This window comes from Paenibacillus sp. FSL K6-2859 (assembly GCF_038008265.1).
GTDB lineage: Bacteria > Bacillota > Bacilli > Paenibacillales > Paenibacillaceae > Paenibacillus_AQ > Paenibacillus_AQ nitricinens.
In genome coordinates this window covers 4835599-4859524 of the sequence record NZ_JBBOYU010000001.1, presented here as the reverse complement: position 1 = coordinate 4859524, position 23926 = coordinate 4835599, and the positions used below count along the sequence as shown (strand labels likewise).

Below are 23926 nucleotides of genomic sequence, written 5' to 3'. Positions count from 1 at the left end.
TTGCGTGCTCACGCCATTTATTTTCGGTTACCATATTCTGCTTACCGTTTATGATGAAATAGTTCCTAAGAATTACTAAAAATTGACTAACGTAATGAGGTGCAGAAGGATGAAATGGTTTTATAATTTGAGAACAGCAGTGAAGCTAATCTCAGCATTTGTGTTGGTATCAGTCATTTTATGCTTTGTAGGATTCTATGGAATAAGTAATTTGAGTAAGATGGATGAGTCCATCGAGGATATGTATAAAAATCGCTTAACACCGATTGCCTATCTCGGTGAAGCGAATGAACTTTTTTTAACGAATAGAATAAACATCCGGGATATAAATACAATGGCCCAAACCGAGGTGAAGAAAAAAGAATATCGGGATAAATTACATAAGAATGTCCAAAGCATTGAAGACATCATGAGTAAATATAGTAAGACAAGATTGAGAGAAGAAGAATTAGAGAAAATGAAGGATTATCCTGAGATCTGGCAACGCTATACCACCAGCGTGGATCATGCAATTGAATTGGATAAGAAGATCATTAGTAATGAAGAATATACGAATTATTTGCTGACAGGCGATTTACAGCTGGCCACTACGGAGATGACGAATTTCTTGCAAGGTTTAATTGACATCAATATGAAGCAGGCACAGGAATCCAGTGATAATGCGAATGAATTATATCAATCCTCTCGGTTGATTACCTTTAGTGTTACTATCATTGCACTTTTAATCAGCGTGGGTTTTGGCTATCTAATCTCGCAAATTATAGCACGGCCTCTTAATCAAGTGATGCGCCTGCTAGGTAAAGTAGCCAATGGAGACTTAAGCGAAACATCGAATCTGAATTCTAAGGATGAGATCGGCAAACTTGCGAATTCTGTGAATGAAATGGTTCTGAACTTAAGGCATACTGTGGGGGGGATTTTGTCCTCTGCAGAAAGTGTCTCGGCGGCAGCACAGCAAATATCAGCAAGTACTGAGGAAGTAGCTAGCGGCAGCATGAGTCAAGCAACTGCAGCGCAAACAATGAATGAGTTGTTCCGAGAATTGTCTGAAGCGATTAATTCAGTAGCTCAGAGTGCAGAGCAAGCCTCAGAGCTGTCAGATCATACGATGCGTATTGCTCAGGATGGAGGTGCGGTGGTTACTGACTCCATTCAAGGGATGACGTTAATTAACAACCAAATGTCTAGACTAGAAGAAGGCTCAGATAAAATTGGTGAGATCATTGCGGTCATTGATGATATTGCAAAACAGACAAATCTGCTGGCTCTTAACGCAGCTATAGAAGCGGCTCGTGCTGGTGAACAGGGCCGAGGTTTTGCCGTTGTAGCGAATGAAGTAAGAAAGCTAGCAGAGCGGAGCAGTGAGGCTACTAAGCAAGTCACGGACATTATTAAAGAAATGCAGAAGAATACGCAGCATAGCGTGAAGGCTGTAGTCGAAGGTGTAGCTTTTTCACAGAAAAATGGGGAAGCCTTTGATCATATTCTCTCTATGGTGAACGATACCGCACATAAAGTAACAGAAATCGCTGCTGCCAGTGAAGAACAGGCCGCGCAGTCATCAGAGGTGTTGTACTCGATCGAGAGTATATCGGCAGCAACGGAAGAAATGGCGGCAAGCAGCAGTGAAACGGCAACAACGGCTAATGCGTTAGCACAGCTTGCGGAGGAACTAAATGCACTCGTATCTATTTTTAAAGTTAAATAAACAGTGTCATGGGGATCATCATTGATAGGAGAGGAGAAGTAGTGCAAAAGTTAAAGGTGCTCGTTGTAGCTACTTCAGTAATGATGCGTAAACAGATCTCGAACCTTATTGCGGAGGATTCAATTATCGAGGTCATTGGAGCAGCTCGAAATGCATCCGAAGCGGTTAGCATGGTTCAAGAACTTAGGCCTGATGTCGTGACGATTGATATAGAAGTGCCAGAATTGAATAGTTTAGTAGCGCTCTCTAGTATTATGTCACAACGTCCAACCCCTATCCTTATCCTAAGCTCAGGATCAAAGGATGGAATAACAGCAACTATCACAGGTCTACAGAACGGAGCTGTAGATTTTATATCCAAGCCCACACAATTCCATGGGCCTGATTTATCCCAAATAAAAGACGAGCTAATATTCAAAATCAAACAAGCTGCTCAAATTCCTTTGAGAACCCTTATTCTTAACAATATTACTGTTTCGAAAGTGATGACAGGACAACAGGCAGAAGACAATTCTAAGAACGGGTGTATGGAAGAATTCGATCAAATCGTAGCCATAGGATGTGGAGTTGGTGGCCCGAAGGCGCTTGAAATTGTAATTAGCTCGCTCCCAGCAAACTTCCCATATCCTTTGTTAATCGTTCAGCATATGCCACCCAAGTATACGAAAGTATTAGCAGAACGATTGAATCGATTCTCAAGTGTACGGGTGGTTGAGGCGAAAGATGATCAATTGGTACATGGCGGAACGGCATATATTGCACCTGGTAATTGTCATATGACCGTAGTTCAGCAAGGACAAGTATGTAGAATCAAACTTCACAAGAAAGCCCCAGTGAACGGATACCGTCCATCCATTGATATATTGTTCGAATCGATTTCTGGACTGAAAAGCTTGAAGCAGCATTTGATTCTAATGACCGGAAGGGGAAGCGATGGCTCGAGAGGCATGCTGAATGCCAAACATGCTGGCGCCCAATCTATTCTTGTAGAATCGCAAGAGACTTCGATTGTAAATGAAATGCCTGAAGCGGCAGTTGAGCTCGGGTGCGTGGATTATGTAGTTCCTTCGTTCTTGTTAGCCTCGAAGATTATGGAGGTTACGGGGATGTTGGACGAACAATTTTAATGAATAAATTATTACCAAAGGCGTTGGTAGGAGGAAAATCCACCAACGCTTTTTTATGTAAACCTAGGGTTTCATCCCAAGTGGGTTGTCTCGAATGGTCAGAAGATGGAGGATGAGTGTGCTTAAAATAGGTGCACTGATGATGGGATGCTCTAGTTTGTTGCTTATATAAGAGCTAAATGTGGATGCGACGCATCTGCTGGGCGCGCGGAATATTTTAACGCTATCGGAAAGGATAGAGGAGGAATCAAGTTTTCTTGTTCTGTGAGCAATCTAACAACCGTTCTCTTCACTTAGTTTTATAGTATTTACAGGAATAACATAATTCCATTTAATGTTAATCCTACAAGCTATGAAGGGGACGGTGCGAGCATGCCTATTCTAGAGGTAGAGAATCTCTCAAAAGAATATAAAGGCAAGGGTAAAATGAATGTGTTTCGGGCGCTAAACGGCATAAGCCTGAGTGTGGACAGCGGAGAGTTTGTAGCGATTATGGGGCCTTCGGGGAGCGGTAAAACGACACTGCTGAATATCCTTAGCGGGATCGACACGGAATATAGTGGGGTAGTCCAGATTGCAGAGACTAGTATAAGCGAGATGTCTAAGAACGAGCTTGCACTGTTTCGCCGGCAACGAATGGGGTTCGTTTTTCAAGATTACAATTTGCTGGATAGCCTGACCCTTCGGGAAAATATAATGGTGCCCATGGTTCTGGATGACCAAGAGGCAGACGACATCAATACCAAGACAGATGAGACGTTATTACTCTTTGATCTGGGCGAGGTGAAGGATAAATATCCGTATATGGTTTCAGGAGGACAGCAACAACGAGCGGCGATTAGCAGAGCGATTATTAATGATCCGGAGGTGATCTTTGCGGACGAGCCAACGGGGAATTTGGATTCCAAATCCTCCAGTATAGTGATGAAGACCTTCGCCAAACTGAATGCTCTGAAAGGAGCAACAATTGTGATGGTCACACATGATCCTTTTGCGGCCAGCTATTGTAATCGCGTGCTCTTTATCAAAGATGGGAAGATGCTATTAGAGATTACTAGGGAAAATAAAGAGCGGAGCGCATTTTTTGATAGGATTCTGGAGAATCTGGCCTTCATTGGAGGGGGAGAAGATGACCTTTAGGAGAATGGCTTTTCAGATTTTCAAGGCGAACCTTAGAAGGTATTTGTTATTTTTCCTATGCAGCAGCTTTACGATTATGGTATTTTTCGCCTTTCACTCCCTGTATACGAACCCTGATTTTAATGACCCCTATCAAGTGAATGGGATGGTGTCCGGTAATTTATATGCTCCTTTCTTGGTTATGAGAGTGTTTGCTGTTCTATTTATTGGATATGCGCAAATGGCCTTTTTGAAATTTAGAAAAAGCGACTTTGGGCTGTTAATGATTCTTGGAATGACGAGCCACAATATCCGTAAAATTATTTTATTAGAAAATAGCATGATCGCATTAGCTTCGATTCTCACGGGTTTAGGTGCAGGGTCGGTCTTCTCCGGTCTTTTCTTTCTCTTCATCTCGTTGTTTGTTAATATAGGGGACAGCTCTTTTTCACTTACGCTGGAAAGTTATCTGTATACCATTAAATTCTTCGGGATTATTTACATAGCTGTGATTGGAATCCAATTATTATTAACGCTGAGATACAACATTGTACGCCTTCTAAAAGAATCCAGAACCGCAGAACGTAGCCTTCTTCATGGTAAAATCACAGGGATCATCGGAGTTGTACTACTGGCGATCTCCGTTTATGAGATGATTACTCATTACAGTCCTGATAATACCCGTATGATGTTAATCAATCTGGGCGTAAGTATGGTGGGGATCTATTTGCTGCTGTCAGGTCTTGGTGACTGGATGAAATTCATCTTTTCGCGATCTACGAAAGCTTATCATAAGCATTTAATGTTAAGCTCCGATTTGAACTATACTCTTGGACGCTCCAAAATAGTACTTTCTCTCATCACCTTCCTCGTCTTCATTACGGTTTTTCTAAGTGGCATTATCTTTTATATTACTTGGGATGCTGAGAATATTCCTGTAAAAAACAACCCTTATGATATTGCCTATGCAGAAGTATTCGGGAAAAACAGCCTTCCATCAGAGATACTCAGCGAAATCACGGATCATGGGGCTACACCTCTGATTTCACATCAAAGGCTTGAATACATTGATTTGTTCTATTTCAAAATATTTTTGGATCAAAACATCAACACATTAATCGGCAGTGATTATCATGTGGAGAAAGATCATTTTCTTAATCTTGCCTTAGGTGCTCAAGGAGAAGAATGGAAGAATCAAAGACCAGAGATGCCCACCTTCGAAATGAAGCTTTCTTCTGGAAATCATACGTTGTACTCACAAGGACTTATATTTAAAATGGTATTTAACCCTGTGCCGAATCTTATGAATGGTCTTCATGTTATTGTAAACGAGGATGACTATGTGGCGCTGAAAGTGGAGAATATGGATGCGATCGGGAATCTTCAGCTCCTCAATTTCAAGGATTGGAAAAAAACTGCAGATATAGATACCAAGCTAAATGCGGTTTTAGCCAAATACAATAAGGACAATACGAAGTCCTGGTATGGCAATGAACGGCATGAGGCGCTCGTATTTTCCACAAAATCTAGAATAAGTGAGTATTTACAGTTACAGGAGTCCGGTCGATTTGGAATCTTCGTCATTACCTTTGTTGGTCTAATATTTTTTGGTGCCTCTTGTATAGTGCTGCATTTCAGTATCCAGACCGATTTAGAGCGGGAGAAGATCAAATTCGGGAAGTTGAATAAGATTGGAATAACTTCTAAAGATGTGGCTCAAATGATAGGCGGTCCTTTAAAAGTATTATTTTTTCTTCCTTATGTATTAGGTATTGTGCTAGCCACTGTGTATGTTGTCAGCTCTTCAAGGTTTGAGATGTCCGTAGCTCTGGCGCCATTTTGGTTTTGCTTGTTAGTAGGAGGGGGCTATCTTTTATTTCAAGTGCTCTTTTATGATCTATATACCAAAGTATATACTCGCAAGATGCTGGCTCATATCGAACTGCTTGATGTTCCCACAACGAATAATAGGAGTTGTGAATTTAATTCCAATTATGATAATATTAACAAATAAAAAACGTAGGGGGCTCCATTTTGAAAAAGATTTTATCCAGAATTGCAGTGGCATTGTTGATCTTAACCCTAGTTGCTATTGTCACTTGCTTTTATATTGGTGAATTCACCTATGCGTATGGATTAATTTTGGTGCTGTTTTTCGTATTTGCGGGGATGGGGCAGCTCTATAAGCTTAAAAATGATGAGTATATGTACAAAAAATTAAATAACACCGATGAGTATAATGAATATACTAGATGATATAAATTTAACAGAAACTTCTTATGTATAACCAAAACACCCCACTTTAAGCGATGCCTAATAAGTGGGGTGTTTCTTTATGGGTCTATTCTTATTTCTTACCGTTGCGCTCAAGAATCATATCAACGAACAGATCAATCTGTGCGGTAATCGCAATAGGATCGTAGCGATAGAAGGTATCAAAATCGTTGTAAAACAGATGATCATTCTTCGCAGCAGCGAGTCCGTTCCAAACGGGTGATTCCTTCAGCTCTTTCAGCTTATCACCTTTTTTATCAGGATCATAAGTAGTTAGGAACATGTAATCCGCTGCATATTCTGGCAACAGCTCCATGGATAGCTGTAGTGTTTGGTTGTCATTGCTGTTCTTAGTAGGCATTTTCAGCTTAAGAGCATTATAAAGGGCTTGTCCACCACGGCCCGCATTGTTACCGAAGGTCCATAGCTCACCTTTGTCAGTCAGCTCATATATTCCGAATGTATCATTTTCATTCACGACATCTTTAAGCTTTTCGCGGCCTTCAGCAGCCTTTTTCTCAGAATCAGCAATGAATTGCTCAGCTTTATCAGGTGCTCCCACGATATCTCCAAACAGTTTTACGGTTTCATAGATGTTAGTAGCAGTTCCGTATGGAATATGAATGGTTGGAGCGATTTTGGATAAAGCATCATAGTTGTCATCGTACATAACTACAATTAGATCAGGTGCAAGTTCTAGTGCTTTCTCAGCGTTGACTGGAGCGCCAACATCTTGTGTGTTTTTGAGCAGGTCTTTCAAGAAGGGGTTATCAAAAGTACTAGGTTCAACGCCTATGACGTTAGCTCCAACGGAGAGTAATTCCCCACCATAATAATCTGTAACGATACGCTGAGGTTTAACTGGGATTTGAACAGTACCTTTAGTAGTTTCATAGCTGCGCATTTCGGCAGCGGAAGCATCAGGAACAGCCGTTGCCTCTGCACTCGGGGCTGTTGTTGCTTCAGTTGTCGCTGTTGGTGTATTAGATGAAGCATTGTTGTTTCCCCCGCAAGCCGTCACAAATACAGACAATAACATTACGAGTGCAAGGATGGGGAAAAGGGACTTTCTTTTTAGCATGGTAAACCTCCCTAAGTATATGTAGCAATTGATAATAATGAGAATCATTATCATTTTGAACTGTATCAAAGCTTAGAATTTCTGTCAATGCAATAAATTAAATGGTACCAATTAAATCTATCTATTGCCAAACCTAGGAAATGTAATTTACAATAGTCTAATGATAATGAGAATCAATTTCATAGAAATAGGGTGGCATTCATGAATCAACAGATAACTACCAGGATAGGAGCCGATAAGGGAGTAGTTAAACGAGAATTTCGTTCACGTCCTTGGGCGGCAACATTCATCTTGGTCGGCGGTCTGGCGCTATTATTATTAGGAATTGCTGTTTCCGTCTCCTTCGGCGCAGCAGATATTAAGCTGTCTGTGGTGTGGTCAGCTGTGTTTCACTTTGATCCAGAGATCATGGATCATCAGATTATTAGAGAATTAAGATTACCTCGTGTACTTGGCGGGGCAATGGTAGGGGCCAGCTTTGCAGTTGCAGGTGCCATTATGCAAGGGATGACGCGAAATCCATTGGCTGATTCAGGTCTGATGGGTATCAACTCAGGCGCAGGATTTGCGCTTGCACTATGTTTTGCTTTTTTTCCAAATTTATCGTTTATGTATTTGATTCTATATTCTTTCGTGGGTGCCGGCGTAGGCGCGGGTGTGGTATATGGAATAGGATCACTTGCTAAGGGAGGATTAACGCCTGCTCGTTTGGTGCTGGCCGGTGCGGCTTTTAGTGCACTTTTGTCGGCGCTGAGTGAAGGGGTAGCTTTATATTTTCATATCGGTCAAGATTTAGCTTTCTGGTACGCGGGAGGCGTGGCTGGAACGAAATGGATTCAACTCAAAATCATGTTCCCTTGGATAGGGGCCGCTTTAATTGGTGCAATGGTAATCTCTCGATCGATCACGATGCTCAGTTTAGGTGACGATGTTGCGAAAGGTCTAGGTCAGCGTACAGGGCTTGTGAAGTTGGCAGGTGCATTAATCGTATTGATTTTGGCTGGATCATCGGTTGCCGTAGTTGGTGCAGTGGGTTTCATTGGACTAATTATTCCGCATTTGACCCGCTTTTTTGTAGGTGTGGATTATAGATGGATCATTCCTTGTTCAGCGATCCTCGGCAGTTTACTTGCTGTATTTGCAGATTTAACTGCGCGGATGATTAATCCACCTAATGAAACGCCACTTGGCGCTATTATTGCACTGATTGGTGTACCTTTCTTCCTTTATCTTGCACGTAAAGAAAGGAGGGAGCTGTAATGATGGAAAAGACGACATTCGGTTCCTTCGAAGCCGCCAAAAACAAACGGGGCTTAATGATCATGATTTTGTTGGCTGTACTGATTGTGATTGCTTTTATTATTAGTATGAATACAGGTTACATACGTTTGACTCCTATGGAGTTGATTAATACATTGTTCGGTAAAGGAACCGACAAGCAGGAGTTAATCTTGTTTCAGTTTCGGCTGCCACGTATTGTGATTTCCGTTCTAATTGGGGCAGGTCTGGCTGTATCCGGTGCTGTGATGCAGGGCGTCTTTCGTAATGCGTTGGCGGACCCTGGTATTTTAGGGATTAATGCTGGTGCAGGAATCATGGTTATGCTGTTAATTTCTTTTTACCCTACGGCAACCGCGGCTCCAGTGTATCTGCTGCCAATGGTAGCGTTCGTCGGTGCAGGGTTTACAGCTGCCTTAATCTATGCTCTAGCTTATAAGCGACACCAAGGAATATCGCCTATGCGCTTACTGTTGACTGGTGTAGCTGTCGCAGCTGGGATGAGTGCAGCTATGATCGTGCTTACGCTAAGACTTGATCCAGAGAAATATCAATTCGTCGCTACCTGGCTGGCAGGCAGCATTTGGGGAACAAGCTGGAAGTTTGTACTGTCACTCTTACCGTGGATTCTAATTCTGGTGCCTTATGTCATCTATAAGGCAAGGGTGATGAACGTACTGAATCTAGGGGAGCAGACGGCTGTGGGACTTGGTGCCGCAGTAACGAAGGAACAATTCCGGCTTCTTGCGGCTGCGGTAGGATTAGCAGCGGCGAGTGTAGCTGTCAGCGGTGGGATTGGTTTTGTGGGATTGGTCGGACCCCATTTGGCGAGACGGTTAGTTGGGCCGAAGCATCAACTCATGCTTCCAACCTCGGCACTGCTTGGATCACTACTCGTTATTACAGCGGATACCATTGGGCGCTGGATTCTTCAACCGTCTGAGATTCCTACGGGTATCGTTGTAGCAGTAATTGGAGCACCATACTTTTTATATTTATTAGCCCGTACGAAATCTTGATGAAAGTAGGCTGATCTCTCACCAGAAGGAGCGAATCATTAACATGTTGCGTCGTTTTTTTGCTTACTATAGGCCCTATAAGGGATTGTTTATTCTTGATTTTTCTTGTGCTATTGCTGCTGCACTACTTGAACTGGTCTTTCCGTTAGCCGTTAACCGGGTTGTAGATGATCTACTGCCAAGCGGCAATTGGAGATGGATACTCTATTCATGCCTCGGCTTGCTGGGGATATATATTGTCAGTGCCTTTATGCATTTTGTCGTCACTTACTGGGGGCATAAGCTGGGGATTAATATCGAGTCGGATATGAGAAAAAAGCTTTTTGACCGAGTTCAAAAGTTATCTTTCAATTTCTTTGACAACAACAAGACCGGTCATCTAGTATCCCGGATGACAAATGATTTGATGGACATCGGTGAAATTGCCCACCACGGGCCAGAGGATCTCTTTATAGCAGTAATGACGCTGCTGGGTGTGTTCGGCATTATGCTCAGTATCAATTGGCAATTAGCTATTCTGACGTTTGTGATCGTTCCGCTTATGATTTATTTATCCATGTACTTCAGCCGGAAAATGTCTAAAGCCTTCCACATCATGTTCACGGACATTGCTGACTATAACGCACGCGTGGAGAACAATGTAAGCGGCATCCGTGTTGTGCAAGCTTTTGCTAATGAGAATCATGAAATTTCCCGCTTTGCAGTCAATAACGAACGCTTCCGTATAACGAAGCTGATGACTTATCGAATTATGGCTTGGAATTCATCCTTTAGCTTTGTTCTCATGAAACTGGTCTCGTTATTCGTTCTCGTATGCGGAACATATTTTGTAATCCAGAAGCAAATGACTTATGGTGAATTTATCGCTTTTGTGATGCTGTCCAATGTATTTTTAGGACCATTACAACAAATTAACTCGGTCATTGAGACCTATCCCAAAGGTATTGCAGGTTTCAAACGTTATCTCGAACTGCTGGAGACGGAGCCGGATGTTGATGATGCGGTAGACGCTAAGACAGTTCATGATCTTAAGGGGAATATAACCTTCCATGATGTGGCTTTCGCATACAGCGATAAAGAAAACGTACTCCAAAATGTGAATCTATCGATTCAAGCAGGAGAGACCGTTGCTCTGGTCGGTCCATCAGGTGCGGGTAAGACAACGCTTTGCAGTCTACTGCCCCGCTTTTATGATGTAAGTGAGGGCAACATTAGCATTGATGGAATTGATATTCGTTCCATGAAGCTTGAATCTCTTCGTTCACACATCGGGATTGTACAGCAAGATGTGTTTCTGTTTGACGGAACCATCCGTGAGAATATCGCTTACGGGCGGCTTGGAGCCTCCGATGAAGAAATCTGGGAGGCAGCACGGCGCGCCCAACTGGAAGAGTTGATCAAATCCCAGCCTGCTGGGCTGGATACTATGATCGGGGAGCGCGGCGTTAAGCTCTCTGGAGGTCAGAAGCAGCGGCTGTCTATTGCTCGGATGTTCCTGAAGAATCCAACGATTCTCATTCTAGACGAAGCCACATCGGCGTTGGATACCGAGACGGAGTCCGCGATTCAGGAAGCACTTGCGGAGTTGTCACAAGGTCGTACGACGCTTGTTATTGCTCATCGATTGGCAACGATCAAGAATGCCGACCGTATTGTTGTCGTTGCGGAAGGTGGTATTGCTGAGCAAGGCAGACATGAAGAACTGCTACAGACTGCCGGAATTTACAGTCGACTACATGAGGCACAATTTGGAGCGTAAGAAGCTAAAGGCATCAATAGAATATACTTTTGGAGGGACATAATGAACAATCAACTGGAATTATACGATGTAACGATTATTGGCGGCGGACCTGCTGGGATGTATACAGCTTTTTATAGTGGTATGAGAGATTTGAAGACGAAGTTGATTGAAGCGAAGGATGAGCTTGGAGGAAGAATGCTCGTATATCCTGAGAAAATGATCTGGGATGTAGGTGGGGTAACACCCGTACTATGTCGTCAATTGATAGATCAGCTTGCTCAGCAGGCACGGACGTTTGATCCTACGATTATTTTCGGGCAGCAGATTACGCATCATGAGCGTCTGGAAGATGGAACTTATATGCTGACCTCGGCTACTGGTGAGCAGCATTGGACTCGTACGGTCATTTTGGCTATTGGCTATGGGATTCTGCAAATGGCAAAGCTGGAGATTGAAGGTGCCGACCGTTATGAGGTAACGAATCTTCATTATACAGTTCAGGAGCTGGAGCCTTTCCGAGGTAAAAAAGTGCTGATTTCTGGTGGAGGTGACTCCGCTGTGGATTGGGCAAATGAACTGGAGTCCATCGCAGCAAGTGTGACCATTGTGCACCGTCGCGAGCAGTTCGGCGGCCATGAGAAAAATATTGTGCGTATGAAGGAATCTTCAGTCAATGTTCGCGTGCCTTTCGCAGTAAGCCAATTACACAGCAGTAATGGGGAGACCATTGATCAGGTTACGATCAGCCATATCGAAACAGGTGAGAGTGAACAGTATGAAGTAGATGCTGTTATTGTTAATCATGGTCTGAAAAGCGATTTTGGCCCATTACGGGAATGGGGCATTGATATGGGCGAGTGGTGTGCGAATGTGAGCGGAAAGCTGGAGACGAATCTTCCAGGTATTTTTGCAGCAGGTGACTTTGTGGATTATAGCAGTAAGGTCCGGTTAATCGCTGGCACCTTTACCGATGCAGTTCTTGCGCTGAACAGCGCTAAACTGTATATGGACCCCTCTGCACCTAAGGCTGCATATGTTTCCTCTCATAATGAGCGGTTCAAGGAGAAGAATAAGGCGCTTGGTGTCGTTGACGACCATTAAGGATAGAGGCTTTTCAAACTATAAAATCTGAATTTTATATGAAGCGTATAGGGTATCTTATCCATTTCGAGCGGAGAGAAGCCTTATGCGCTTTCTTTATATTTCAAGGTTTAATAGCCTGATGATCTGGAAGGGAGCAGGAATGAAGTTATCTAATAATAGCCCGGTTCACAGAATTTATATGTTAAAAGAGGCTGGGAGACGCCAATCCGGCGGTGGTCACATCCGTAATCTCCAGATTGCCCAGTCCCCACTCTTCCTGACACCCATAGAAGCTGCTGTTCTAATAACTATTGAAGGAGAGACTGTAGCTCTTAAAATAGGTGAAATTCTTTTTTTAAGTGCAGGCACGACTTATCAAATTGATGTGCCAATAGAGACGGTTATCTCCATTCACGCAATTTCTTATGAGATATACGGGCTAAGTAATAGCACTGAGCAAGAACTCATCTATGGACTTTGTCGTGAAATTTTCCCAGCGAACGGGATCTTACCTATACGTACAACGAACAAAATAACCCGCTTATTTAGTGAATTGGAAGGCGTTGCTGCCAATAATTTAGAAGCACAGTTAAATAGAATTCAATCCTTGCTGCATCAGCTACATCAACTGGTCGTAGAGGCTGATGCTGAAGCAGACATTACGGATAATTCATATTTCAGAATGCTCTCTTATATTCACCAGAACATCCAAAGAGAGATCACGCGAGAGATGATGTCAAAAATGATGGGATTTAATCCTCGCTATTTCTCAGTATGGTTCCGCAAGCAGACGGGGTGGAGCTTCACCGAATATGTAACTCATCTAAGAGTGAATAAAGCGAAAAAATATTTGATGTCCAGCCAAGTAACAATCCAGCAAATTTCTCAAAAAGTAGGCTATTCAGATGGACTATATCTGAGCCGAAAATTCAAGCAAGTCACCGGGATGACTCCAACAGATTTCCGTTTGCGTCCCAAACCGAAGCGGATAGTAGCGTTGCAATTTTTCGGGGATTTACTTGCGCTGGGTGTTAAGCCTGTCGCGGTTGAAAAAGATGTGATGAACTACTCATTACTTTTGCAGCCTGAACTGGCGGATGTACAATCGTTTGAATTGCAGGGATGTCCGGCGGAAGCCGACTTGTCTGGGCTGGAAGCCGATATAGTCATTGCACCGACCTATCTGAGCCCCCGTCAGCTTAAATACATGGAAAAGTTGGGTCCACTAGTTACGGTGGAATGTGATGAGATGGACCGCTTAGAACAGATTCGTTTATTCGGCAGACTGCTGGGAGAAGAGGAGAGGGCAGAGGCATGGATAAGGCACTATCATTTGAAAATAGATTTGGCCAAGCAGCGCTTATCCTCCCTAATTGAATCTGGTGAAACGGTAGCGGTGTATGAGATTAGGCAAGATAACGGTATTTATATCTGGAATCATACAGCCCGAGGTGTGTACAATCTGTATCCAATGTTAGGGTTAGCTCCACCGGACAAGGTAAGGTCAGATGTTCTGGAGCGGAATGATCATCTATGCATCTCACTTTCGGAATTGCCAATATATGCGGCTGACCATATGTTTGTGGTTGTATCAGGACGTGAGGACTGGATGTCCAGAACACGTAAACGCATTAGCAAAAGTACGGTTTGGCGCAATCTTACAGCATACAGGAATGAACGCATATATTACCTAAAGCTTGAGGAATTTTGGGGCAGCGAAGGGCTTGCACTCGAACGTCAGTTGGAGATACAGACAGATTTGTTAACCGGCCATAAATTAAGCTGACAATCGTCCATAGCCAAATTGATGTATTAGCGTGTATATATGTTTTCCCACCGAGACGGTATATTAAACAAGGATATAAATGATATTGATTATCAATATCATAATAATATAAAGTCTCAAGGAGGATTTACATTGTACAGAGTAATATCGTTAGGAAAAACAAGCATGATAGCCGTTGTGCTTACGCTGGTGCTACTGTTGAGCGCATGCGGACAAGCTGCTAATCAGGGGAATGCTCCAGCTAGCACGTCTGCTGATGTGGCTAAAAGCACTAATGATTCTGTAGTTGCCAGCACGGAGCCGGCTGCTGATGCAGAGTACTGGACATACGAAAGCGACAAAGGTCCGGTGCAGATCCCACGCAATCCACAAAGAATTGTAATTCCGGTACAAGACTTTATTGGTGATCTTCTGACACTGGGGGTGACGCCCATTGCCGTAGCTGGGAATGATATCTTGAACCATCCATATTTCAAAGAGGCGCTTACAGGTGTAGAAGTAGTGGGCGATGACATGACGGTGTCCCTGGAGAAAATAACGAGCCTGGAACCGGATTTAATTATCACTTATCAGGAAGATACCTATGAGCAAATCTCCAAGATTGCTCCGACTGTCTTTATTCCTTGGGGTAAATACGACTATAAGGAACGATTGATTGAGATCGGGAAAATCTTGAACAAGGAGCAGCAGGCTGTAAAGTGGGTGGCGGATTTCAATCAGAAGCTGGAAGCGAAGAAAGCTGAGTTGGCCGATCTGATCGCAGCTGACAAAAAGGTGGCAATCTTTGAAATTGCCGGTAAAGAGCTGTATCTATACGGTTCGTCATATGGGCGTGGTGGAGAGATTATATACAACGGATTGGGGCTGCATGCACCTGATCTTGTCGAAGAGGTAGCCTTTAAGGAGGGCTGGGCTTCCCTTTCTCTCGAAACGCTGCCCGAATATCTAGGAGAAGCTGATTATATATTCCAAGGCTTCAGCCGTGGTGTGGAGCAGGATAAGCTGGACATTCTGGACAGTGTCTTTTGGAAAAGTCTACCTGCTGTTAAGGCGGGTCATGTGTTCACATACGATCTCAAAACTTATTATCTCTCTGATGCTTATGCGCTGGACAAGCAGTTGGATGAGATAGTTACGTTGTTGAAGTCACTACAATAAGTTAAATTTGAAGCGTGAGAAGGGATGTCCGCTTAGCCGCTATGGCTTCGGACATCCCTTTTCCTCATGCATTATTTATTATTTATTAGCCAATCGGCCAGCTCTTCGGTCTGGGTTAATACGGCGATAGGGTCATAATACCAGGAACGTTCTTCTTTCCAAACATAGAGGTGTCCATTTTTGACAGCAGGAAGGTTGCCCCAAAATGAATCAGCCTTGTAATCAGCTTCTGTAAGGTTATTTGAGGTTAAGATAATATAATCTCCGGCATACTTAGTTAACGCTTCTTTAGATATTTCCGCCCATTGCTTCTCCATAATCTCCGCTGCTACTTCTGTAGGCGGCTTGCGACCAAGCGCTTGATAGATGGGCTGTCCGCCTCGTCCAAAGTTATCGCCATAGACCCAAATGGATTTTCCGCCGTCTTCCATGATGGAGAAGGTTGCATCTGCCGGGAGGACCTTGTCCACTTTTGCTTTAGCTTCGGCTATCCGTTTGTCATAATCTGCTAGCCAATTCTTTGCTTCTTGTTCCTTTCCAAGGAGTTCTCCGAAATAGGTTAATTCTGCATGAGCATCTTTTAAATCCCCGTAAGGCACAATGATGGTAGGAGCAATTTTGCTAAGCGTTTCATAGCTTTCTGCTTGTCCCGAAATAATCAAGTCAGGATTTAGTGCGATGATTTTTTCAGGTGACATTTTACCGTACGCTCCTGTGTCTGTAACACCTGTAAGAGCCTCCTTATAATACATATTCTCTAAGGTCAAGCCTGGAGCCCCGATAGGAATGGTATCAAGAGCTATTAGACTTCCCAAGTATTCCTCAGCGACAATTCGTTTAGGATGAACAGGGATTTCAACATCACCTTTTACGGTACTGACTGTTTTGACAGTAGGGGTTTCAGCACTTTCTGCTTCTTGACTAGTTTCGGTTGGTGCTTGTGTTGCTGCTGTTGTATTACTGGTGTTACTGGTACCACCTGTATTCTCCACCGTAGTATTGGAATTTCCACAAGCTGATAGGACTAGAATTAACGTCAGCATGAAGGGAAATAGAAGCCAATGATTCTGTTTCGAAGTATTCTTGTGTAGATTATACAATTTGTTGTTCCTCCTATAGTAATTGATTATCATTCTCAATAAGAACTTTACAATCTTCTCTGGTTATTTACTATGGACGAATATGATCTTCGTTTGTGCATATTTATGATGTCATCACACGTAGCAATTCTTTAAGCTGTGCTTGAGAAGACAGCGGATCAAATCCATAGAACATGTCACCCTTGTTCAGGATGTATACCCGATTGTTACGGACTGCATCTAACTGCTTCCAATCACGAGAACGCAGAAGGCGAGAGAGGCGTTTTCTTCCCTCAGAAGATGATGGGATGCTAGTGATAATAATATAGTCTGCAGGATAGGTTCCGATTTCCTCAATAGATGACACTAGATACCCTGAATCCATTATTCCGTTCTCCATAATGATGGATGGTGGCTTGAATCCAAGATCTCCGTACAAAATCTGACAACCCCTACCGTAACTGCTACTGAAACAATAAGCTGCTCGGGAACTAAGCTCCCAAACGATGGCTGTCCCTCTTTCCGATCCTATCGAATGGTTCAGTTTCTTATTGGCCGCATGGCAGAGCCCGTCGTAATGACCTAACCATTCTTCCGCTCGCTGTCGCCGATTAACCACATCAGCGATCAAACCAAATTGCTCTCGCCAGCTCATTTGCATAAAGGGTAATTCAATGACCGGAGCAACTGGAGTCAGGATCTTATTCTCCGGAATATTGTAGCTGATAATAATATCAGGCTCTGCTAAAGCTATCGAATCAAATAGGGAAGAGCTACCTTCGTTCATCGCTAGTTGCTTGGAGGCAGGCACTTGCTCCAAGCTCCGATGCCAATCCGAATAAACACCGAGTTGGGGCATGATTTCCAGTACTCGTAGGATAGCTGTGTGATTGTAGTTCAAAGCAACAATTTTTTTGTTCTTATTCTGATAGGCTGTAGGTGAAAGGCCCACAAGCTGCTTGAATTTACGGCTGAGATAAGTCCCTTCTTCATAGCCAACCTCTTGCGCCAGAGTTGTTAGATTGGGAGAACTGGTGAGAATTCGTTGCTGCGCTCTGCGGATTCTTAACAGTGTAATATAAGCACTGAAAGTTTGACCCATAATTTTACGAAAGGTACGTGAGAAGTGTTCAGGGCTTACCCCAGCTAACGTAGCCATCTGCTCCCGAGTGATATCTTCGTTGTAATGCGCTTCTATGTATTTAAATACATGTTCAAGCCAGCTTCCTGATGTTTCCTTTGTTGCAGCCAGCTCATGATGAAGATTCACGATCAATTGAGTGAATAATTGCTGGACCTTAAAAGGCTTCCGATTATCGGGTTGTATCCAAGCACTATAAAGCTCACCTGACAGTGCTATCAATTCTGTGGAGGCATGGTGTAAGGAGGAGCTGTCATTTAGATAATAATCCTCTTGATTACGGTTGGCCGTACTGGCGTACTCTATCCACATCCCCTGTAACTGTTGCTCAGTTTCTAGCTTTAAATTAGAAGATGCAGCAAAATTCTTGATGCTTCCGGGTTTGAGGTTGTGAGGTTCGCCATCTATCTCAAGCTGCCCCTTACCTTCCCAGACAATCATAATACAGGAATTCGTAGCCGGGATGTTATCGGTTGTGTAGTGGGAAAGACTTGTTAGGCTACTAATCTTAACAGGCATATAAAAAGGATGGGAATGATGTGGCATCCCGCCGGATTGGATGGGCATGGTAGAAATGATCCCCTTTTCAATGATAATCATTCTCAATTATAGTATACCAGTCTTTCTTTCTATTGACTATAATAGCTCTTATGATAGTGTTTAGAATAATCCGCTAACGGGATATTTTAGGCATGAAAGGAATGGGGATTTCATGACAACTTGGAATTTACAAGGAACCGTAAGTCACTTGTTGATATGTAATGGTAGCAGCTGCAAGAAACACAAAGGTGAAGAGGTAGCTGAAGCGATAGAAGATGAGATTGAAAAGCAAGGTGCACAGAGTCTTATACATACGACGGTAACCCGTTGTAATGGTAGATGTTCAGATTCCTGCGTCGTGATCGCTTACCCTGAAGGCGTGTGGTATAAAGAGATCACACCTAAATCAGCGAAATCGCTAGTACGGAAGCATTTACAGGGCGAGAGACTTGAAGATCATCTGCTGTATTCTTATGATGGTCAGCTGATGGCTGCAGATGACAAGGGAGCTAAAGGGAAGAAGAAAAAATAGCTGTCCATAGATTGAAGTTTCGCAGCTGAGTGGAATCTAAGCAGAAATGATTGAAGTACCGTCAATGCGCTGGCGGTATTTTTTTGTCTTTTCAGGAAGGCAACGTTGTTTCTTTTAGTTCAGCAGAGGATCATGATTGAATGAAAGGAAGATCTAGGGGGAATAGACATGTTTAAGAGGTTTACAGTGGATGATCATGCAGAAACGGCGCAGTTGTTTGCGGAATCTTTTTGTGAATTAGATGAACAAACTTTTCATACATATATGAAGCTTGAGGCTTATCACTGCCTTGTCGTAAAGAAGCCTGCAAACGTTGGAGGATATTTACGGCTTGCGACTGAAGAATACAGTACTACGATTACAGAACTCATGGCGTAGCGGATGCCAAAAACCCGGATTCTAACAAAGTATATCAATCGATTGGTTTTGTGGAGGCGGGCAGAATTACAGATATCAAATTTGACTTGCGCCCCTAACGTTGACTATGCTATTAAAAAGTGAATAAAATAACACTTCATATAAGGTGGCGCATGGGGGAGAGGGTTCGATGGAGAGGCTGCAGGTGTGGCCGGGGAAGTTTAAAAAGTTTTTTCTGAACAATAAATTTGTGGTAACGTTACTTATTTTATTGTTAACTGGGGTAACTATCCTGGTGTTTTCAAAGATACCGTTTATTTTTACGCCTATATCTGTATTACTGCACACGGTGGCGGCACCATTGTTACTATCTGGTATCGCTTATTACTTGCTGAATCCGTTAGTAGACCTAATGGGAAATAGATTCAGGATGAAACGTGTGTATGCAATCATCATTCTCTATCTGTTAATTGCGGGTATTATTACGTTGATTCTGGTGATGGTGATTCCGATTCTTCGAACGCAGTTATCTGGTTTGATTGACGATTTTCCAAGGTATAGTGACTTGATCCAGGAACGATTTATGAACCTGACGGGAAGCGAATTCTTTGGTCAAGTTCAAGACAGTATAGGAACCAACCTAAGTGAAATTACCAGTAAAATTACGGCTTGGGGCACTTCTTTTCTGAATAATGCGCTAACAGGCGTAGGGAGCTTCGTCGGAGCCGTTACGGAAATTGTGCTGGCGGTGGTGACGACACCGTTTATTCTATTCTACTTGCTTCGTGATGGAAAAAGATTGCCAGATTACATTTTGAAATTTGTACCTACCGCGCTGCAGCCGCAGACTCGGATGGTAATGTCGGAAATGAACGCGCAAGTATCTTCCTATATTCGAGGGCAAATAATAGTAAGCTGCTGCATTGGTGCGCTGCTCTATATTGGCTATTTGATTATTGGTCTGGAGTATTCACTTGTTCTTGCCATTGCCGCTGCTTGTACAGCAGTTGTTCCCTATTTGGGTCCGGCAATTGCTATTACACCAGCCTTAATTGTGGCCATGGTCACTTCACCATTTATGCTGCTGAAGATGATCATCGTTTGGACGGCTGTACAGCTGATTGAAGGGAAGTTTATTTCTCCGCAGATTATGGGCAAGACACTGAAGATTCATCCGATCACGATCATTTTTGTGATTATTTTTGCCGGTAAAATGTTCGGCGTTCTTGGCATTATCCTTGCAGTTCCTGGTTACGCGGTGCTCAAGGTTGTATTTACACATATTTTTCAATGGTTCCGGTTCCAGTCCGGATTGTATAAGCAGATTGAAGAGAATAAGGAATAATGTGGAAGGGTGAAATGTAATGGTAGGACCGATAGCAGTAACCTCTTACGGTAAGCTTCAAGGACGAGAGGAGGATGGCGTGAACGTTTGGCGTGGAATCCCTTTTGCCGCTCCACCAGTTGGAGAGCTTCGATTTCGTGCGCCGAAGCCACCAGAAGCTTGGAGCGGAATTAGAGATGCTTCTGAATTTGGTCCAGTTAGCCATCAGCCAGCGGATACGAGAGGTACGCGTTTCGGTGGATTAACACCTCGTCATTCTGAAGATTGTTTATATTTAAATGTATGGTCACCTGCATCCCCAGGCGAGGCACTTCCTGTAATGTTCTGGATTCACGGGGGGACATTTGTGACAGGTGCGGGAAGTCAGCCACAGTTTGATGGCACTAGCTTCGCGAAGAATGGAAATGTAGTCCTGGTGACGATTAATTATCGACTGGGACCGTTTGGTTTTATGCATCTGTCTTCGCTTGGTGATGGATTTGCGTCTAATCAAGGCTTGCTGGATCAAATTGCCGGGCTGGAATGGGTAAAGCATAATATTGCCGCCTTTGGAGGCGACCCTCAGCGAGTTACGGTATTTGGAGAATCAGCTGGCAGTATGAGTATCGCAGCCCTTCTGGCTATGCCTGCTGCAAAGGGATTATTTGCTGGAGCGATCATGCAAAGTGGGGCTGCTCAAACTTTGCCAAATCAGCAAGGAAAAGATATTGCTGTAGCATTACTTACTGAACTAGGCATTTCCCCTGATGGAGATACTAGCCTACTTAATACTTTCTCAGCGGAACAAATTATAGACGCAGCCACAAGAATGACCATTAAATTAACGGGTGGTTCAATAGGCATGTTATTTCAGCCTGTCATTGATGGGGATACGCTTCCTATAGATCCTGCACAGGCTGTGGCAGAAGGATCGGCCCAGGGGATTCCGTTGTTGATTGGAACCAATCGAGATGAGGGTAATTTATTTTTCAGGGGAGAGACACCAGGTGCAGACTTTGATGAATCGCTCAAGGCGCTGGAGCAGATGATGGGAACTGGAAGTCTGGCGGAGGTTGCCAGCCACTATTCTTCTACATGGGAAGGACAGGCGGAGATTCTAACGGATCTATATTTCTGGGGTACTTCTATATCCTTAGCTGAGAATCAATTGGCCTATGCGCCTGTGTGGATGTATCGTTTTGATGGGACGGTCCCTGGCCATCCATTGTTAAATAAAGCTGTACATGGTGCGGAAATTGTCTATGCTTTTAATAATTTGTCTCATGTAACTCGCTTGGGCGCGGAAATTACACCGGGGATGCAAAAATTGGCTAAAAGTATGCATGCGGCATGGATTGCCTTTGCTCATCGTGGAAACCCAGCTACATCTGAGCTATCATGGCCTGAGTATAATCTGGAAGAACGTCCTACACTGATCTTTGATGAGGAGATGCGAGTTACTCAAGATCCCGATTCAGAGAAACGCAAGAGAATTGTCTCTATTCTGGTTTGAGAAGTCTGAGGGGATGAACGGGGATGAAAATTCAAGGATTTAATCATGTGACGGTAAATGTGAGTGATTTATCACGTTCATTGAATTTCTATACGGGTATTTTGGGTCTTCAGCTAATTCACAAAGGGAATACAGATGCTTATCTGGAATGGGGGAGCGCATGGATTTGCCTCATTGAAAAGCCAAAATACATTGAATTAATGAGCAATGTAATTGGGATAGACCACATTGCTTTTAGTATAGCGGAAGAACATTTCGAGGAGGCAGTACAGGTACTCCGTACCCACGAAGTACGAATCATTAGAGGACCTGTTAAAAGGGGAGTAGGCAGGACAGTCAACTTTCTCGATCCAGATGGGATTCAGTTAGAGCTGCACACTTCTAATCTAAGAGAACGAATGAGTGTTTGGAATAACAAACATGAATAAATAGAAAGAGGAGCTTCAAAGCCAATTGGTGGCTTTGAAGCTCCTCTTTTTTCTATTGACCAAAATATTCCTTTATCCCTAGAACTACTGCTTCGGCTATCCTATTCTGTACATCCACGGTGAAGAGTAATCCTTCGTCCTTGGTATTACTTAAGTAACCACATTCTAATAAAATGGCTGGCATTTTAGTTTCTCTTGTTACATGATAATTCGCTTGACGAACCCCTCGATCCTGAAGACCTGTAGCAACAGTAAGATATTTATGAACGGTTTGCGCGAATAATAAACTATCTTTACGTGTGTAATAGGTCTCTGTACCACTAGGATTGCTCTTACTGCCCACTGGGATACTATTGGCATGAACAGAGATGAACAAATCTGCTTTTACCTTATTGGCGAGGTTGGATCTGTCCTGTAGGGTCGGGTATGTATCATCACTTCGAGTGAGCACAACCTCAATATTTGGCTCTTTCTTTAGTAGTTCTGCAATTTTCAGTGCTGTTGGCAAGGTGAAATCCTTCTCTTTTCGGTTACTTCCGGTGCCAGGATCTTTCCCACCATGTCCTGCATCAATGACGATTATCTTCTTGTCTGTGTTGCCGGTTGAAGGTGGAGGCGTTGTAACCGGTACTTCTGGTACAGTGGTTGCAGGAGGCGTGGTGCTTGTCCCATTTAGATCCACTATAATAAGTCCATCGTTAGCATTTGTTACACTGTAGTTATTCGCGCTGTTCAGATCAATCACGATCCGGATCGTAGAGGGAGAACTACTGAATAATGAATAACGAATGGTTGAGACGTTAGGATATTCGGTAATCGTCAACTGCCCGCTTTGGTTTTTTCCGACAGAAAGGTTCTGATGAAAGCTGTCGCCAAAGCTGGTATTCGGTAAATCTACGACAATTCGGTCTTTATCTGTCATTGTGAATACATTAGGTGTTAAACTACCGTTCACCGCAACGATTAGTTTATTATCAACGAAGCTAAGATTTGTGACTGCAGCCGTTGAGGAATTTCCGTCGGTTGCTGTGTTACCGTTGGATCCATTATCAGAGGGTGCGGTTACAGAAGTGTCTGGAACTGTAATTTCTGGATCGCTTCCGCCAATCTCTGGCACTGGAGAAGTTAAGTAGACCGTTTTGGTCACATTATCCCAACCTACAGTAGTTCCTGTCTGTTCACCAACAAATCTTAAAGGAACGAGGATCGTGTTGCCACTTAGAAAAGGAGGGTTGTCCAGTTTCACCTGTTTCCCCGAAGCCTCTGCCATCGCATTATTCACGATAAGCTTTAATGTCGTTCCCTTTTGCTCAATGGTTGCAGTCTTGGTCACATTATCCCATTTCACGGTATAACCAAGCTGCTCCGTAACGAGGCGAAGTGGAACCATCACGCTTCCATTTACAATTTGAACTTGTGCTTCTTTAGAAATCTTAAGATCATTGCCGTCTAGATTGATGTGTGTCTCTGCAGAGCCGGCATAACCAGTTCCTGGATGAACCAGCACCAACAAAAGCAGCAGTAACGCCAAAAAACCAAACTTCTTCATCTGCAATCCCTACCATCCCCGTTTCTTGGTTTCTAGCAATTCTTACTTGTTCTTCCTTTGATGCAGTTTCAGCGTATATAATTCTTAAA

General features: G+C 43.3%; 20 protein-coding genes. 16 read left to right on the top strand and 4 right to left on the bottom strand.

What is annotated here, in order from left to right:
• Window positions 1–109: 109 nt before the first annotated feature.
• The 5 genes from MHB64_RS21775 to MHB64_RS21755 all read left to right on the top strand — a co-directional run bounded on the left by MHB64_RS21775 (window position 110) and on the right by MHB64_RS21755 (window position 6210).
• Window positions 110–1708: a HAMP domain-containing methyl-accepting chemotaxis protein gene (locus MHB64_RS21775; RefSeq protein WP_341135356.1), complete on the top strand. Its 1599-nt coding sequence runs from the start codon at window positions 110–112 to the stop codon at window positions 1706–1708.
• 41 nt (window positions 1709–1749) lie between these two features.
• Window positions 1750–2835 carry a chemotaxis-specific protein-glutamate methyltransferase CheB gene (gene cheB, locus MHB64_RS21770; RefSeq protein WP_179281666.1) on the top strand — a complete coding sequence of 362 codons (1086 nt, stop codon included), beginning with the start codon at window positions 1750–1752 and terminating at the stop codon, window positions 2833–2835.
• A 372-nt stretch (window positions 2836–3207) separates the two neighbouring features.
• The gene (locus MHB64_RS21765; RefSeq protein ID WP_341135355.1) at window positions 3208–3975 is read left to right on the top strand and encodes an ABC transporter ATP-binding protein; all 768 of its coding nucleotides are present in this window, start codon (window positions 3208–3210) and stop codon (window positions 3973–3975) included.
• Window positions 3965–5968, top strand: a complete 2004-nt coding sequence (locus MHB64_RS21760) for an ABC transporter permease (protein WP_341135354.1) — start codon at window positions 3965–3967, stop codon at window positions 5966–5968. Before MHB64_RS21765 ends, MHB64_RS21760 begins: the two co-directional genes overlap by 11 nt.
• Before the next feature lie 20 nt (window positions 5969–5988).
• Complete coding sequence (locus MHB64_RS21755) at window positions 5989–6210, top strand: hypothetical protein (RefSeq protein ID WP_341135353.1); 222 nt, start codon at window positions 5989–5991, stop codon at window positions 6208–6210.
• A 91-nt stretch (window positions 6211–6301) separates the two neighbouring features.
• Here MHB64_RS21755 and MHB64_RS21750 read toward each other — a convergent pair whose 3' ends face one another.
• Window positions 6302–7309, bottom strand: coding sequence for an ABC transporter substrate-binding protein (locus tag MHB64_RS21750; protein ID WP_341135352.1), 1008 nt, complete (start codon window positions 7307–7309; stop codon window positions 6302–6304).
• Between the two features lie 201 nt (window positions 7310–7510).
• Between MHB64_RS21750 and MHB64_RS21745 the strand changes: the two genes are divergently transcribed.
• The 6 genes from MHB64_RS21745 to MHB64_RS21720 all read left to right on the top strand — a co-directional run bounded on the left by MHB64_RS21745 (window position 7511) and on the right by MHB64_RS21720 (window position 15374).
• A complete protein-coding gene (locus MHB64_RS21745) occupies window positions 7511–8569 on the top strand; it encodes a FecCD family ABC transporter permease (RefSeq protein WP_094872147.1) in 1059 nt (352 codons plus the stop codon).
• Window positions 8570–8571: 2 nt separating this feature from the next.
• On the top strand, window positions 8572–9606 hold the full coding sequence (locus MHB64_RS21740; protein WP_373455895.1) for a FecCD family ABC transporter permease: 1035 nt from the start codon (window positions 8572–8574) through the stop codon (window positions 9604–9606).
• Between the two features lie 43 nt (window positions 9607–9649).
• Window positions 9650–11365 (top strand): ABC transporter ATP-binding protein, encoded by a 1716-nt coding sequence (locus tag MHB64_RS21735; protein ID WP_341135351.1) that lies wholly within the window; start codon window positions 9650–9652, stop codon window positions 11363–11365.
• Between the two features lie 42 nt (window positions 11366–11407).
• Window positions 11408–12448, top strand: a complete 1041-nt coding sequence (locus tag MHB64_RS21730; protein WP_094872152.1) for an NAD(P)/FAD-dependent oxidoreductase — start codon at window positions 11408–11410, stop codon at window positions 12446–12448.
• 142 nt (window positions 12449–12590) lie between these two features.
• Window positions 12591–14216, top strand: a complete 1626-nt coding sequence (locus tag MHB64_RS21725) for a helix-turn-helix domain-containing protein (RefSeq protein WP_341135350.1) — start codon at window positions 12591–12593, stop codon at window positions 14214–14216.
• 132 nt (window positions 14217–14348) lie between these two features.
• Entirely contained in the window at window positions 14349–15374 is a 1026-nt protein-coding gene (locus MHB64_RS21720; protein WP_256990446.1) for an iron-hydroxamate ABC transporter substrate-binding protein, read from the top strand.
• A 71-nt stretch (window positions 15375–15445) separates the two neighbouring features.
• On the opposite strand, the gene MHB64_RS21715 is transcribed toward MHB64_RS21720, so the two are convergent.
• Entirely contained in the window at window positions 15446–16474 is a 1029-nt protein-coding gene (locus MHB64_RS21715) for an ABC transporter substrate-binding protein (RefSeq protein ID WP_256989913.1), read from the bottom strand.
• Window positions 16475–16577: 103 nt separating this feature from the next.
• Window positions 16578–18194: an AraC family transcriptional regulator gene (locus MHB64_RS21710; RefSeq protein WP_341135349.1), complete on the bottom strand. Its 1617-nt coding sequence runs from the start codon at window positions 18192–18194 to the stop codon at window positions 16578–16580.
• 112 nt (window positions 18195–18306) lie between these two features.
• Here MHB64_RS21710 and MHB64_RS21705 point away from each other — a divergent pair, with 112 nt between their 5' ends.
• From MHB64_RS21705 to MHB64_RS21685, 5 genes are all read left to right on the top strand, one after another.
• Window positions 18307–18666, top strand: a complete 360-nt coding sequence (locus MHB64_RS21705; RefSeq protein WP_094872157.1) for a (2Fe-2S) ferredoxin domain-containing protein — start codon at window positions 18307–18309, stop codon at window positions 18664–18666.
• A 168-nt stretch (window positions 18667–18834) separates the two neighbouring features.
• The gene (locus MHB64_RS21700; protein ID WP_094872158.1) at window positions 18835–19044 is read left to right on the top strand and encodes a hypothetical protein; all 210 of its coding nucleotides are present in this window, start codon (window positions 18835–18837) and stop codon (window positions 19042–19044) included.
• A 169-nt stretch (window positions 19045–19213) separates the two neighbouring features.
• Window positions 19214–20368: an AI-2E family transporter gene (locus MHB64_RS21695; RefSeq protein ID WP_094872160.1), complete on the top strand. Its 1155-nt coding sequence runs from the start codon at window positions 19214–19216 to the stop codon at window positions 20366–20368.
• A gap of 19 nt (window positions 20369–20387) precedes the next feature.
• Window positions 20388–21860 (top strand): carboxylesterase/lipase family protein, encoded by a 1473-nt coding sequence (locus tag MHB64_RS21690; protein WP_341135348.1) that lies wholly within the window; start codon window positions 20388–20390, stop codon window positions 21858–21860.
• 23 nt (window positions 21861–21883) lie between these two features.
• Complete coding sequence (locus MHB64_RS21685) at window positions 21884–22288, top strand: VOC family protein (protein ID WP_094872162.1); 405 nt, start codon at window positions 21884–21886, stop codon at window positions 22286–22288.
• A gap of 52 nt (window positions 22289–22340) precedes the next feature.
• Here the strand turns inward: MHB64_RS21685 and MHB64_RS21680 are convergent, their stop codons facing one another.
• A complete protein-coding gene (locus MHB64_RS21680; protein WP_341135347.1) occupies window positions 22341–23837 on the bottom strand; it encodes an N-acetylmuramoyl-L-alanine amidase family protein in 1497 nt (498 codons plus the stop codon).
• Window positions 23838–23926: the final 89 nt, after the last annotated feature.

What these genes read in the sequence shown, in the direction of transcription:
- MHB64_RS21725 (WP_341135350.1), top strand. Translation starts at nt 12,591, where the DNA reads ATGAAGTTATCTAATAATAGCCCGGTTCACAGAATTTATATGTTAAAA.
- MHB64_RS21765 (WP_341135355.1), top strand. Translation starts at nt 3,208, where the DNA reads ATGCCTATTCTAGAGGTAGAGAATCTCTCAAAAGAATATAAAGGCAAG.
- MHB64_RS21745 (WP_094872147.1), top strand. Translation starts at nt 7,511, where the DNA reads ATGAATCAACAGATAACTACCAGGATAGGAGCCGATAAGGGAGTAGTT.
- MHB64_RS21740 (WP_373455895.1), top strand. Translation starts at nt 8,572, where the DNA reads ATGGAAAAGACGACATTCGGTTCCTTCGAAGCCGCCAAAAACAAACGG.
- MHB64_RS21730 (WP_094872152.1), top strand. Translation starts at nt 11,408, where the DNA reads ATGAACAATCAACTGGAATTATACGATGTAACGATTATTGGCGGCGGA.
- MHB64_RS21775 (WP_341135356.1), top strand. Translation starts at nt 110, where the DNA reads ATGAAATGGTTTTATAATTTGAGAACAGCAGTGAAGCTAATCTCAGCA.
- MHB64_RS21685 (WP_094872162.1), top strand. Translation starts at nt 21,884, where the DNA reads ATGAAAATTCAAGGATTTAATCATGTGACGGTAAATGTGAGTGATTTA.
- MHB64_RS21690 (WP_341135348.1), top strand. Translation starts at nt 20,388, where the DNA reads ATGGTAGGACCGATAGCAGTAACCTCTTACGGTAAGCTTCAAGGACGA.
- MHB64_RS21710 (WP_341135349.1), bottom strand. Translation starts at nt 18,194, where the DNA reads ATGATTATCATTGAAAAGGGGATCATTTCTACCATGCCCATCCAATCC.
- MHB64_RS21760 (WP_341135354.1), top strand. Translation starts at nt 3,965, where the DNA reads ATGACCTTTAGGAGAATGGCTTTTCAGATTTTCAAGGCGAACCTTAGA.
- MHB64_RS21705 (WP_094872157.1), top strand. Translation starts at nt 18,307, where the DNA reads ATGACAACTTGGAATTTACAAGGAACCGTAAGTCACTTGTTGATATGT.
- MHB64_RS21680 (WP_341135347.1), bottom strand. Translation starts at nt 23,837, where the DNA reads ATGAAGAAGTTTGGTTTTTTGGCGTTACTGCTGCTTTTGTTGGTGCTG.
- MHB64_RS21750 (WP_341135352.1), bottom strand. Translation starts at nt 7,309, where the DNA reads ATGCTAAAAAGAAAGTCCCTTTTCCCCATCCTTGCACTCGTAATGTTA.
- MHB64_RS21695 (WP_094872160.1), top strand. Translation starts at nt 19,214, where the DNA reads ATGGAGAGGCTGCAGGTGTGGCCGGGGAAGTTTAAAAAGTTTTTTCTG.
- MHB64_RS21735 (WP_341135351.1), top strand. Translation starts at nt 9,650, where the DNA reads ATGTTGCGTCGTTTTTTTGCTTACTATAGGCCCTATAAGGGATTGTTT.
- MHB64_RS21700 (WP_094872158.1), top strand. Translation starts at nt 18,835, where the DNA reads ATGTTTAAGAGGTTTACAGTGGATGATCATGCAGAAACGGCGCAGTTG.